The organism is Bacillus sp. TE9106W, assembly GCF_054062215.1.
Genome location: NZ_JBSSFA010000003.1, coordinates 425,269 through 438,019 on the forward strand (window position 1 = coordinate 425,269; position 12,751 = coordinate 438,019).

At 33.9% G+C, this 12,751-nt stretch carries 11 protein-coding genes, 2 pseudogenes and 1 riboswitch; of the genes and pseudogenes, 4 read left to right on the plus strand and 9 right to left on the minus strand.

Annotated features, from left to right (window positions below; translation table 11 throughout):
* The first annotated feature begins 63 nt into the window (after nucleotides 1-63).
* The gene (locus tag ACVWY7_RS08555; protein WP_105989796.1) at nucleotides 64-528 is read left to right on the plus strand and encodes a hypothetical protein; all 465 of its coding nucleotides are present in this window, start codon (nucleotides 64-66) and stop codon (nucleotides 526-528) included.
* Between the two features lie 19 nt (nucleotides 529-547).
* Here ACVWY7_RS08555 and ACVWY7_RS08560 read toward each other — a convergent pair whose 3' ends face one another.
* The 4 genes from ACVWY7_RS08560 to ACVWY7_RS08575 all read right to left on the minus strand — a co-directional run bounded on the left by ACVWY7_RS08560 (nucleotide 548) and on the right by ACVWY7_RS08575 (nucleotide 5,176).
* Entirely contained in the window at nucleotides 548-826 is a 279-nt protein-coding gene (locus tag ACVWY7_RS08560; RefSeq protein WP_001019605.1) for a hypothetical protein, read from the minus strand.
* Between the two features lie 29 nt (nucleotides 827-855).
* A complete protein-coding gene (locus ACVWY7_RS08565; protein WP_001161143.1) occupies nucleotides 856-2,118 on the minus strand; it encodes an MFS transporter in 1,263 nt (420 codons plus the stop codon).
* Between the two features lie 145 nt (nucleotides 2,119-2,263).
* Nucleotides 2,264-3,676 (minus strand): S-layer homology domain-containing protein, encoded by a 1,413-nt coding sequence (locus ACVWY7_RS08570; protein ID WP_000756006.1) that lies wholly within the window; start codon nucleotides 3,674-3,676, stop codon nucleotides 2,264-2,266.
* Nucleotides 3,677-3,931: 255 nt separating this feature from the next.
* The gene (locus ACVWY7_RS08575; protein ID WP_456523746.1) at nucleotides 3,932-5,176 is read right to left on the minus strand and encodes an N-acetylmuramoyl-L-alanine amidase; all 1,245 of its coding nucleotides are present in this window, start codon (nucleotides 5,174-5,176) and stop codon (nucleotides 3,932-3,934) included.
* 168 nt (nucleotides 5,177-5,344) lie between these two features.
* Here ACVWY7_RS08575 and ACVWY7_RS08580 point away from each other — a divergent pair, with 168 nt between their 5' ends.
* The gene (locus ACVWY7_RS08580; protein ID WP_000070001.1) at nucleotides 5,345-5,830 is read left to right on the plus strand and encodes an 8-oxo-dGTP diphosphatase; all 486 of its coding nucleotides are present in this window, start codon (nucleotides 5,345-5,347) and stop codon (nucleotides 5,828-5,830) included.
* A gap of 28 nt (nucleotides 5,831-5,858) precedes the next feature.
* On the opposite strand, the gene ACVWY7_RS08585 is transcribed toward ACVWY7_RS08580, so the two are convergent.
* From ACVWY7_RS08585 to ACVWY7_RS08595, 3 genes are read right to left on the minus strand one after another with little or no spacing between them, the layout of a single operon-like run.
* Nucleotides 5,859-7,484: a YndJ family protein gene (locus ACVWY7_RS08585; protein WP_105989797.1), complete on the minus strand. Its 1,626-nt coding sequence runs from the start codon at nucleotides 7,482-7,484 to the stop codon at nucleotides 5,859-5,861.
* Nucleotides 7,485-7,489: 5 nt separating this feature from the next.
* Complete coding sequence (locus tag ACVWY7_RS08590) at nucleotides 7,490-8,101, minus strand: DUF4166 domain-containing protein (protein WP_000002623.1); 612 nt, start codon at nucleotides 8,099-8,101, stop codon at nucleotides 7,490-7,492.
* Nucleotides 8,102-8,104: 3 nt separating this feature from the next.
* Nucleotides 8,105-9,013, minus strand: a complete 909-nt coding sequence (locus ACVWY7_RS08595) for a DoxX-like family protein (protein ID WP_000676647.1) — start codon at nucleotides 9,011-9,013, stop codon at nucleotides 8,105-8,107.
* A 191-nt stretch (nucleotides 9,014-9,204) separates the two neighbouring features.
* Nucleotides 9,205-9,391: riboswitch (Lysine riboswitch) on the plus strand.
* Between the two features lie 199 nt (nucleotides 9,392-9,590).
* On the opposite strand from ACVWY7_RS08595, the gene ACVWY7_RS08600 reads away from it, so the two are divergent.
* Entirely contained in the window at nucleotides 9,591-10,820 is a 1,230-nt protein-coding gene (locus tag ACVWY7_RS08600; protein WP_000448014.1) for an aspartate kinase, read from the plus strand.
* 218 nt (nucleotides 10,821-11,038) lie between these two features.
* Here ACVWY7_RS08600 and ACVWY7_RS08605 read toward each other — a convergent pair.
* Nucleotides 11,039-11,564: pseudogene (locus ACVWY7_RS08605) on the minus strand (ClbS/DfsB family four-helix bundle protein).
* Between the two features lie 342 nt (nucleotides 11,565-11,906).
* On the opposite strand from ACVWY7_RS08605, the gene ACVWY7_RS08610 reads away from it, so the two are divergent.
* A complete protein-coding gene (locus ACVWY7_RS08610) occupies nucleotides 11,907-12,362 on the plus strand; it encodes a VOC family protein (protein ID WP_000157933.1) in 456 nt (151 codons plus the stop codon).
* Between the two features lie 187 nt (nucleotides 12,363-12,549).
* Here the strand turns inward: ACVWY7_RS08610 and ACVWY7_RS08615 are convergent.
* Nucleotides 12,550-12,744 (minus strand): annotated as a pseudogene (locus ACVWY7_RS08615) (helix-turn-helix domain-containing protein); the annotation flags it as partial.
* Between the last annotated feature and the right edge of the window lie 7 nt (nucleotides 12,745-12,751).

The following is a 12,751-nucleotide window of genomic DNA, read 5'->3' on the forward strand; positions in this document are numbered from 1 at the left end:
TATCCTCTCGCGAAGAGAAGATACTAACAAATAAATCTGTTACAGAATGGGAGCTCTTAAAAAATGAAACGAAAAATATTAACTCTCTTTACGCTTATATGCTTAGCGCTACCAATACAAGCTAGTGCATATACATTTCAATCACTACCAATCGCGTCAAAGTCTAAACAGTGGTATATCGAAATTGATAAATCTCATAGTACAAGCAAGCAAGCAGTGCAGACAAAACAAGGTGTATATGATACTTATAGTTTACTCGTAAAAAACATCGGTAATGATGTATCTAATGTATCAGTGGAAATACTTGATAACACCCCTGCATCTAAAGCTACCATTAATCCTATTACTTTAAATAATAACATTTCAAAAAGTCATACAAGCTCTGACTACATGGCATTTCCATTAGACCCTAATAGCCATAATTTCAAAGTCATCATTACTTGGGAAGAAAAGAACTTCTCTTACAACGGCCATCCAGTAAATGAGAGTAAACAAATGAAAGAAACATTTGTATTTAATGAAGAGTAAGCTCTAATTTGATTAGAGCTTACTCTTTATTTACAAAACCAAATTGAATTGCTTCTGTCACTTCTTTTGTAATTTCCAGCTCTGTTGCTTCCATACTAATTTTCTTATGCCAAATATGTACGAAGGGATTTTCATTGTAAAGATGCTTTATTAATACGAGTACGTTATAAGCTAGACTATTTTCTCTATGGGTAGCGATATAGACTGTGAAATTTTTTGCTTCAAAGACCTTTTCTTGCAAAGTGTATTTACATCCTAACTCATGTACTAGTAAATCATGTAGATTTTCTATATTCATATACCATATCCCCCTTTTAACCTACATAATTAATCAAACCGCCTAATACTTGGCACAGCCAACGCTAGTCCAATTGTTATAAGTACTAAAATAGCTAGTGTAATTATCGTTATCTCACCACCTATTACATTTGCTAACCAGCCAACAACTACATATCCTAATGGTAATAAAGCAAAAGATCCTAACATATCAAGGCTTGCTACCCTCCCAAAGGCTTCTTCTGGCACAAGCTCTTGTAAACTTGTTTCCCAAATAAGTCCAAATATCATCATACCGAACCCTTCAATTGCCATTAATGCGATTAAAGCAGGTGCCCAAGCAATAAACGGCATTATTAGCAGTGCACAACCACTTATTAAAACACCACCATAAGCAAGTAATCCTCGCTTATGCCAACGCTCTTTCCCGCCAAATATTAGCGCGGCAATTACAGCTCCAACGCCAGAAGATGCCATTCCTAATCCATACACATATGCTTCAAAATGATGATGAACATTAAATAGCCATGGAATTAATACGACGATAATTCCTGCATAACAAATATTGATGAAAGAAAAAACTAAAATTGTAATCCATAGCCACGGGTGACTTTTTAAAACGAAAACACCTTCCATAAACTCTTGTTTGTAATCGATCTTTCTTTTTTCAATCGTTTTTACTTTTTTAAACTTTATTTCTCTTAAAAATAATAAACATAAAAATGATAGCAAATACGTTACTGCATCCAGTCCAAATCCTATTCCGGCAGAGGCAACTGAAACGATCAAGCCTCCAAGAGCTGGTCCAATTAGTCGTATGCCTTGATTACTCATTTGAGTTAATGCATTGGCTGCATTTCGAATTTCTGGTACAAATACTTTCGCTCTTACGGACGCATACGCTGGCTGAAATATGCCTTCCATAAGCCCATATAATGCTACGAGGACATATAGAAGTGGAATTGTTAATACGTCCATAAATATAAGTGTTGCAAGTAATAGCATTAATATACAGCGAATGATATCTGTAAATAACATTACTTTCACCCGATCCATTCGATCTACGACTAATCCAGCAAACGGTAACGCAAGAATATTAGGAAGCATGTACATTGCCATAGTCATTCCCATTACAACTGTTGATCCAGTCAATGAATATACAACGACTGGCAAAATAACCATCGTTATCGAACTACCTAAAGTCGAAAGCAATTGCCCGATCCATAAGAATTTAAAATGTGGTGACGCTTTAACCGGCAATAACAATTTACCGACATAACTTAAATTTTTCTCCGTTTCTATTTCTCCTTGCATACCTCTCTCCTCTTTTCAAATTAAGTTAACATTAAATATAAAACAGAAAATTCAATCTTCAATACTTTTAATTATATATGAAACTGTTAAATTATTGGTAAAAATATAAAAAAGGTGTTTTCATAAATGAAAACACCTTTTTTATTTATAATTTTAAGTTCTTCTTCAATGTCCAATATTTTTCTTGAGCATTTTCAAATGAAAATTCCACCCAACCGTTTGGATCTTCACGATATACATTTACTTTCTTGCCACTTTCTAATTTTCCAACTTCATTTTGTGTAATATTTGGTACACTCTTAATTGTATAGCCAAATGGATATGGTACTTGGTAGTAAGAGCCTACTAATTGAACAGTAGCTGTTGCATCTTTTACATAATCTTTATATGGAATTTCTTTTCCTAATGCCTCTACATTCAATGTATTAGGATTCTTTGGTAATCGTTTTACATTTTCATAATCTTTTTTGTTAAACGGTTTAATACGCTCCATAAGATTAGCGATTTTGCCAGCCCATTCTTTATCTGTTGCATACTTAATATTCATAGCAGGCAATGTGTAACCATTAAAATGATCAGCACCTTTTTCTAAGTAATTCTTTCTTACATAATCAGCATTGTAAGAAATACTGTCCTTGTATGATGGTAAATATTTTGCGTATGCAAATGGATCGCGATCATATGCTCTTAAACCAAATAAATTATGTTTACGATATGCAATTTCTGATTTCCCGTAACCAGATTCTAAGATTGCATGTGCAGCTAAATATAGTGCACTCACACCATACTCATTTTGTGCTTGAATAAAATCTTGTCCCGTTCCAATAAGCGGACTATCTGCATGGGATTTTTTAATAAAATTATCAATCTCTTGCGCAGTTACGTTAGATGGTAATGTCACATCTAGATTAATATATGATGGTTGTTCAACAGGAACATCTTTTTTAATTTGCATTGCTCTATATAATAGTTGTGCATAGCTTTCACGCGTTAATACACCTGATGGATCAAATCCTCCAAGCCCATTCCCTATTGATACACCATTAGATTGCAATGCACTAATTGCTTCTTTTGCCCACCAATGTGATGCATCTATATCATTAAATGTATGTGGTGCTTTTACTTCTAATTGAAATGCTCTTTGTAAAATAACAGACATTTCAGCACGAGTTAATGATTCTTTCGGTCTAAACGTCCCTTTATCATCACCTACGAAAATCCCCATATCTGTTAATGCTAAAATTTCTTTTGGGAACATTGTCGTTCCTGCGCTAATATCAGAGTATGGATTTTTATAATCACTTTTTGCTTCTGGTTTTAAGGCGCGATACATTAATGCTGCTACTTGCTCACGAGTTACAACATCTCCGAACCCGAATTTACCATTATCATAACCTGCAATAATCCCTTTTGACGTTAAATCAGTAATTGCTTCAAGTGCCCAATGATTTTTCGGAACGTCTGGAAATTCTTTTGTAGATGCAAACGAAGTTGCTGGAGCCATCACTACTTGAAGCGCGACTGTCACTGCTAACACATTAGAAATAACTTTTTTCATAAATTTTTTAACACGTTTTTTATATGCTTGTCCCGTGTTAACTTGCCTCCCTTTATCTTATAATTTTCCCTATTAAACTAACAAACTCTTAAATAGTCAACAGTAAAAGTATACGTGATAAAAATAAACTAATCTACCATTATTTTATTTATAATTAACATAATACGATATATCTTTTTATTCCGATACAAAATTACACAAACTTACATAAAAAGCCCACCTCTGTATAGAAGATGGGCTCATCAATCAACATTATTATTTCGTTAAACGAGATTTTGAAACATCAAAACCTTTCCACTCATAATAATCTAAAATACCGGCAAAAATTGCTTCAGCAGCTATTTGTCTTCCAGATTCTGAAGCTAACTTCTCATAATCCGCGCTGTTATCTAAAAATGCTAGCTCCGTTAATACTGCCGGCATCTCATTTTCTCTTAATACATAAAAGTCTTCTGGTTTCACACCACGATCTCTTGTATCTAGAGCTTCAACTAATCTCTTTTGTATTTTATCAGCTAACATATAACTATCTTTTTCACGCTCAGTTAATTCTTTCTTTTCAGATCCTTTATAATAAAAAGTTTCCGTTCCATGTCCATCATGTTTTTGAGAAGCATTTGCATGGATACTTACAAAAATATCTCCATTATGTTCCTTTGCGAAATCCACACGCTTTTTAAGGTCTTCTCCTTGTTTTTCATCAAAACGAATATCTGTTTCACGTGTTAACATCACGCGGAATGGAGTTTGTTTCTCTATTAAACTTTGTAATCTTTTAGATGTATCTAATACAATATCACTTTCATGTAATCCTTGTGTCGCTTTCCCAGGATCTGTTCCTCCATGACCAGGATCAATAATAACTACCTTTTCTACTAAAGGATTACCTATTTTAAGCGAGTCCGTCTTTGTAATAAACTTCGCTGCTTCTGCTTTCGTTACAGTTTTATTAGGTAACCACTCTGTTTTATTTACACCTTGTGAAATATCTAATTCTACTAAAATGTTGGCCTTATCTTTCCCCCAACTATCATTTAAATCTGCAAATTTTGTTTGTACTGGTTGTTTTACTTTTGCCTCTAATTTATATGCTTCAACAAGCATCGCTGCCATTGAAACTCGGTCAATTTTCCCAGTTGGATCGAATACGCCCGCTCCTTTCCCCTTAACAACGCCAGCTTTTTCTACAGCTGCGATGAATGGAGTATACCATTGGTTTTGAGAATCACCGAAAGATGGTTTAGCGTTTGTATCGATTTGTAAGTTTAAAATTTTAGCCATCATTGTAGCTGCTTCGGCACGAGTGATTTCTTTTCCTGGCTCAAACATTCCTTTTTCGTTACCTGTAACTGCACCTTTCTCTACTAAATAGTAAATAGAATCTTCTGCCCAATGTTTAGCTGGGACATCTGGAAATTTTTTTGTTTGCGCGAAACTACTAGATGAATAAGATAATATACTAGCTGCGATTATTCCTGTTGCGATTATTCTATTTTTCATAGAATATATTCCCCTCTCAAGTACAATGTATTTATGTAACAGACTCATTATAGTGCTGAAAATTAGTAATAGTCAATTTTAATTTGTATAATTTTGTATTATTATTGTATTTTTTGTCATATTTAACTATAGTTAAAAACTATAAGATTTTATAAGGGAGAGAGTCATATGAGCAACAATTGGAAAGATATAGAACACCGTATTTACACGATGTGTATGATTCAGCGGGATAACCAAGTACTGCTAATACAGCGCCCCGATCATCTAGGCTTCCCTGGCTACATCGCTCCTGGCGGAAAAGTAGCTTTCCCAGAAAGTATCGTTCACGCTGCTAAACGAGAAGTAAAAGAAGAAACTGGATTACTTGTTTCAAATTTAACTTTTAAGGGGTTAGATGAATACGTAAATCCGAAAGAAAACGTTCGATATATGGTATTTAACTATTGGACAGATTCATTTAAAGGTGAGCTTCTTGTGGACCCTCCTGAAGGTGAATTATTATGGGTACCAATCGATACAGCATTAAATCTTCCTATGCAAGATTGGTTTAAAGAAAGATTCCCACTATTTTTTGAAACAGGTACGTTTGAAATTCAACGTGTTTGGGATCGAGACTTAGATAAACAAGTTGCTATAACAATTACCCATACGTAAAAAAGCTTGGAATCTTTCCAAGCTTTTCTTACTTCTTCTCTATTTTCTTTATCTCATAATCAATTTCTAAAAACTTAACTCCAAATATCCACATTTTATGGTTAGCTTCTAACATTTGATTTGTGCCCTCTTTTATAATAAACGTCTCTGCTAACGGTAAACGGATTGTAAAGTAGCGAGTATGTAAATAAATCCCCTCATCTCCCTTACCATTCCTTCTCAGCTTACTAGTAATGATTAGATCATTACCCTTATTACATACTTTTAAAATCCCTGTCATATTCGAATATGGCAAAGGTAATGCAATATTCATATACGTCTCGTTCTCATATGTATGTTTTGAGTAAAGAGCTACAAAAATAGATTCTTCTGCTTCATTTTTTCTTAGCCAAGCCCTTACATTCTCTCTTCCATCCTTCTCATCTGTTACCCCGACGATAGAGCCATGCATCGTTTCCCACTTGTCACCCATTCCTAAATGTATTTGCCTTACACGTTTACTCATTTTCTCATAGCAAAATGCTACTGGGCGGAACCAGCGAGTCCACTTAATATGTGATTGTAACTCGTACTCTTTTGTATTTTCATAAAAGCGAATAATACTTAAAGGAATCTTCGTCACGTCAAATGCCTCACTATGAAAATCATTCATATTATCAACTAAACCGTTGTATGCCTTACTATCTATTACATTTTTGTTATGTAAAAATGCTTCACCAACTGTCGCCTTTCCTCTTAATCTGCTCATTGGTTTCCCGTAATATTTATAGTTCGGAACACTCTTTTCAATCATCCAGCCGACAAATGCCGGCAACGCTACTCCAATTCCATTGACAACACCGTGAATCCAAACCATTTGAGCAATTGTAATCGTCATTACATGTTTTAAATTCCCATACGAATATATGAGTGAGAACATAATTGTTACCATGAGTGTACTAGACGATATGACTAAGAGAATTTTTGCGCTGATAGCATTAAATTTCGTGCGCCAAACATAAATCCCATAACCATAAATCGCACATAAATATAGGAACACTGCAAAAAATTCAAATACTCTTGAATATGTAATTCCTATTGCAACTGTCATAGGTGAAATAACGATGATAAACATAATCGCATCATATACTTTACTGCTCTTTTCTCTCTTCTGCCCTATTAAACCAGCTGATAATGGCAATAGAAATGCCGAATAATGAAAGTGTGCAGCTGTGAGTAAAACAATGTCAAAACTAAAATGCATAATGGAAAGCTTTGCTACAGAAGCAAAAAACCAGAATCCACCTAAAAACAAATATATAAACGCACTATCGATAGCTGTCTCTTCTAGCGGTTTCCATCCTCTTTCTAATAATCTACTCACACCAAATAATGTAACAATTCCTGTATATACAAACCAAAGTAACGCAAAAAAATAGTGGTTTGTTACGAAAGCTAACATTGCACTAATTGCTGCGATTGGATATAACAACGATATAAATTTATAAAAAAACATATATGATCCATTTCTTGTTTTCTTATCAATGATGCAAAATGACATCGGTATAAATAACAAAATAGATAATAAAATAATTGCTTCAACTGGGTTTACATTTGACCACTCACATATTAGAAAAATAATATAACAAGCAAGTCCAACTATTATATTTTTCATATCATTTATTTCCTTTCCACAAATGTCCCCTTATATGAAAATAATGAACCAATTAACGGATTTCGTACTTGTACATGAATTCGAAAGCATTGCCTTGTTTCATCATAACTTTCTACAATGTCGGCCTCTCCATATAAGAATCTAGGCAACGGGACTTTTCTTCCAAACATGTAAAACCATTGTTTCTTTGAAGAAATATGCATTGCCCCCACTTCATCAATATGAAATTTCAGAGTAGAAACAAGTATGTGTGGTTCACCAAAATAATCCACAATTTCATTATTCTCTTCATCCCACTGCATAACAGCGTTAAAATATCTTTTTTTATTTTGAAAATAAAAAGTACGATTCCATCGTACAAATTCATTTCCATTTTCATCTCGCTCAGCGGTATTATGTATTGTAAATGGCACTTCCTTCCCCCGCTCAGAGAAAAACATTCTAAACTTCGATGCAATTTTTAATATGAATTTTACGAAAAAAGAACCTCCGTAAATTTCATCCATATTTCCTTCTCCAGTAAAGCTATTTTCTTCCGTAATTTCATAGCGTTTCTGTAATTTCGGATGAAGTTTTGTATAACAATCCCCTAATAGTCTTTCATACATATTAGCCATACATTATTCCTTTCTTTTCCTCTTGCAATTTTTTGCACTTGGTAAATTCGTGCTATTTATATAACCGACAATTGATAACCCCATTAGTAGAACGTTTAATGTAATTGGATTAAACGGCTCTGTAAAGCTTGCGATATTCGTAAATCCTGCCACTATCGTTAAAGCTATTAACATAAAAATATGTACGACAAATACTTTTCGCTTTTGAAATGGCAATAGCCATAGGACACCAAAAATAATTTCTAGCAATCCAATTATTTTAACTAAAAAAATACTATGCGCAGTTGAACCAATTATTACAGACAACATTTTTACTTCTTCTGAATGAGTAAACACTAGTTTGGGCACTATCCCTTGATACATCCATACAAAGGCAATTAATAAACATACGAGCCAATATGTCATTGTTCTTCTAATTAGTAATCTAGGATGAAGTCCCTTTTCTAACCATAATTTTAAAGTATCAAAACTCCAAGCAGTTGCCCAGCCTAATAACGGCCGAAACATATAGAAATCTATTACATTCCCTATACGACCATACCTCGTATCATAATCATATTGCGTCTCAAAATGAATATGTTCTTTACAAGGTGTATACTTCCAATAACCACGCCCTATTTGAATAAGTGATAATGTATTATCCGTCCAAAATTTTAAAGAAGAAATACGTTCTCCTGTTTCTTTTCTTATCTCTCCTATCGATTCACCTTCTCCAGCTATTTCAAGTCCAAATCCGATTTTTGTTTTATATAAAAACTTCTGTGGTTCTCCTTCTTTTTTCTCTAAATACGAAATTTCAGTAAAGCGAGCATCCCATTCTGTATGTATATGTGGTTCTTGCGTGTATTCCCATAATTTCTCCATTGTTGTGTTCATTTCTGCCGAAACATAAATAGGCTTTTTCCCCTTCATTCTTCCACCTCCAATGCACTATAATTTTAATGTACATGCAATGAATTTAATTTGCTACATTTTTCACAAACTTTTTCGTAAAAAGAAAGAATTTTTAAAATTTATACAAAACACTTGATTCCCCAAAAAATTTAAATTATTATAAAACAAATGTTACCAACAACTTCATAAATCAAACACTCTCGCCTAAAACGTGAGATAGAGGTTGCAATCCTTATGAGTATTCTAATGGAGACACAGAGATGTCTATGAAATTAGATGAAAGGAAGTATTGCCGAAATCGATATATTTCTCTGTATGTATCGATTGGGGCTGTTTTCGAATAGAAACAGAACTGTCATATGTACAGACGTGTACGTATGAAGAGCTATCTACAAAAAAGAGATATCATTTTTATGATATTCCTTTTTTGGCGGTTTTTTTATTAGCTCCGTTTTCTGTTTCCCTTTTCCTGTAACAGCACCATCCTCACTTATTTGAGATGGTGTTTTTTGTTTTTCTCTGGTAACTACAGGATTATTGGGATTTATATATGTCCTAATCTATTCTTAAAAATGGATGAAAGAAGGAATTCGTAATGGAAACGATTGTACAAAAATTTGGTGGCACTTCTGTCGGAAGTGTTGAGCGCATTCAACATGTAGCAAATTTAATTATTGAAGAATATGAACGAGGACATCGTATTGTCTCTGTCGTTTCAGCAATGGGGAAAAGTACAGATGAACTTGTCGCACTTGCTAACGCGATTTCAGAAAATCCGAGTAAACGCGAAATGGATATGCTTCTATCGACAGGAGAGCAAGTGACTATTTCATTATTAACGATGGCACTACAAGCAAAAGGTTATAACGCGATTTCATTAACAGGATGGCAAGCTGGTATTACGACAGAATCTGTACATAGTAGTGCACGGATTACTGACATTCATACAGATCGAATTCAATCTTATCTTACTGAAGGTACGATTGTTATTGTAGCTGGATTCCAAGGAATGAGTGAAAACCATGAAATTACAACACTTGGACGCGGTGGTTCTGATACAACTGCTGTTGCATTAGCTGCTGCACTGAACGCAAAAAAATGTGATATTTACACGGATGTAACAGGCGTATATACAACGGATCCACGAGTTGTAAAAGATGCTTATAAATTAGATGAAATTTCTTATGACGAAATGTTAGAACTTGCAAACCTCGGTGCTGGTGTATTACATCCACGTGCGGTTGAGTTTGCTAAAAATCATAATGTCATGTTAGAAGTTCGCTCAAGTATGGAACAAGAAAACGGAACAATTATAAAAGGAGAATGTAACATGGAACAACAATCAATCGTTAAAGGTATTGCATTTGAAGATAATATTACACGCGTCACAATGAAAGGATTAGAACAAGGTGCACTTTCAACAGTTTTCTCTACATTAGCAGCGGCACATATTAATGTAGATATCATCATCCAAAGTATTACAAATGAAGGAACTGTTCACCTCTCCTTCTCCATCCATTCTAATGATTTAAGAGAAACATTAGAAGTGTTGGAACAAAAACAAGAGGCACTTCACTATGAATCAGTAGAATATGAAAATCATTTAGCAAAAGTATCAATTGTAGGATCTGGTATGGTCTCTAATCCAGGTGTTGCTGCGAATATGTTCACTACTTTAAAAGAAGAAGATATTCATATTAAAATGGTAAGTACATCAGAAATTAAAGTGTCTGTCGTTATTGACCGCCTTCATTTAGTAACAGGTGTCGAGGCACTACATCAATCATTTATGGCGAAAATTGAGCCTTTCGTGCAGATGAGCTAATTTCTACTAGTAAAACTTAAAACGAATTATATGAATCTATTTCCTTCCTATATTAATAGAACACTATTTAAGTTACCTTATAAAAATCAATCATAAAAATATAGGGGTTATGCATATTATTCATGACTAATATGCATAACCCCTTTACTGTTTATTAAACAATTATGTCCGATCGTGGAAGATTGTAATTAAAGAAACTCACAGTTAGTTTGAGTACATTATTTTACAATCTGTTTCTGTTCCTCTTCCACTTCTTTTATAGACTTTGCAATAATTTCACATTTTTTTATAGCCCAAATGTAATGATTAGAAGTGTTCGCTGCAAAATAGCTATATAAATTACTTGTTTTTGTCCATTTATATTGTTTTTTTGTCATGATTTGTTCATTTGTATGTGATTTAATTAGTTCCATCACTCGTTCATGACTTAACTTCAATTTTTTTATTGCTTGATTTAATGTTACATTTTGATAGTTTTCCCAAATTCGCATATTGAGTAACCCTATAGTACGCCATTTATAACCAGGTGCTGGTATAAATGGAATATCCTTCTCTATACCATCTCTCCAGCATTGCATGCCATTCATACAGATGCATTAATACATCACGGAAACTCTTATCCCTTTCTTGATTTTCAACGGAAATACCCCTTTTTCTACTAGGTACGGATTCAATTATTTCAAGTAATGAATTAAAGTTTTTGTCACTATTCAATAATAAAATTTCCTTTTCATTTCTAGTCACCTTGGTAGCCCCCCCTTTTGTTATATATTAACAGAGATCCCCTTTTTGTTTTGAATTTAAAGTTAAAATATTGTTGATTTAAGCTGATTTTTTTTAATTTATGCTGTTAGTTCAATATACTTCATTCTAGATAATAGCGTTTAGGATAGGAATATTTTGTAGGAAAGCCAAACTTCTTTTATCAAATAGCAAATTGACGAAATATAGTTCACGTATATTTCAATAATATAGGGTTTACGAATAATTGTTTATTAACAATGCGTTTTTTGTTTAGAAGAGATTTTAGTATAATTATGAGGATGGTTAGATAATAAATTTATACATATAAAGGGGATAAAGACTATGGCAAGCAACAGATTACTAAGAATGGACAATATCAGCATCGTTGTAGAATCTCTTGATAACGCAATATCTTTCTTCGAAGAGATTGGATTAAAACTAGAAGGACGCGCTACTGTCGAAGGTGAATGGGCTGGTCGCGTAACCGGACTCGGTTCTCAGTGCGTGGAGATTGCTATGATGGTAACCCCAGATGGCCATAGCCGAATTGAACTTTCGCGATTTCTCACACCACCTACTATAGCAGATCATCGAACAGCTCCTGTAAATGCCCTCGGTTATTTACGCGTCATGTTCACCGTTGAGGACATTGACGAAATAGTATCCAGACTTACTAAGAATCATGGTGCTCAGCTCGTTGGCGAAATAGTTCAGTACAAGGATTCGTATCGACTCTGCTACATTCGTGGAACGGAAGGCATTTTAATTGGTTTAGCAGAAGAACTTGGTAACAAGTAAGTAATGTTTTACTGAAGTAAAAATATTTGAAAAAACTTTACGCTTAATAAAACTTAGATTTTGAACCCCGTCCTAGCTTTAGAACGGGGTTATGCTTGTTTGGACTTTTTAACATACTATTAATATCTCGAAATTATTATAAAACAATTCAGTTGCATGTTGTACTCTTTCCTAGGAAATATAACTGATTCTTCTCACTTTTTATCATATATGTGACATTATACATTTCGCTAAGCAAAATTAAATTATCAATATCCGGACAGCTTTTATCATGTTCCCACTTATACACAGCTTGCCTTGTCACACCAATTTTCTTAGCAACATCTTCCTGTGAAAACCCTTTTGACTCTCGTAATCTTTTAAGTTGTTGTCCTAAGCTCATAACGTCC

Bases quoted from the DNA above. Each gene is read 5' to 3' on its own strand.
- ACVWY7_RS08560 (WP_001019605.1), bottom strand. From the start codon at position 826: ATGAATATAGAAAATCTACATGATTTACTAGTACATGAGTTAGGATGT.
- ACVWY7_RS08590 (WP_000002623.1), bottom strand. From the start codon at position 8,101: ATGGCTAATATGTATGAAAGACTATTAGGGGATTGTTATACAAAACTT.
- ACVWY7_RS08575 (WP_456523746.1), bottom strand. From the start codon at position 5,176: ATGAAAAATAGAATAATCGCAACAGGAATAATCGCAGCTAGTATATTA.
- ACVWY7_RS08555 (WP_105989796.1), top strand. From the start codon at position 64: ATGAAACGAAAAATATTAACTCTCTTTACGCTTATATGCTTAGCGCTA.
- ACVWY7_RS08580 (WP_000070001.1), top strand. From the start codon at position 5,345: ATGAGCAACAATTGGAAAGATATAGAACACCGTATTTACACGATGTGT.
- ACVWY7_RS08565 (WP_001161143.1), bottom strand. From the start codon at position 2,118: ATGCAAGGAGAAATAGAAACGGAGAAAAATTTAAGTTATGTCGGTAAA.
- ACVWY7_RS08600 (WP_000448014.1), top strand. From the start codon at position 9,591: ATGGAAACGATTGTACAAAAATTTGGTGGCACTTCTGTCGGAAGTGTT.
- ACVWY7_RS08585 (WP_105989797.1), bottom strand. From the start codon at position 7,484: ATGAAAAATATAATAGTTGGACTTGCTTGTTATATTATTTTTCTAATA.
- ACVWY7_RS08570 (WP_000756006.1), bottom strand. From the start codon at position 3,676: ATGAAAAAAGTTATTTCTAATGTGTTAGCAGTGACAGTCGCGCTTCAA.
- ACVWY7_RS08595 (WP_000676647.1), bottom strand. From the start codon at position 9,013: ATGAAGGGGAAAAAGCCTATTTATGTTTCGGCAGAAATGAACACAACA.
- ACVWY7_RS08610 (WP_000157933.1), top strand. From the start codon at position 11,907: ATGGCAAGCAACAGATTACTAAGAATGGACAATATCAGCATCGTTGTA.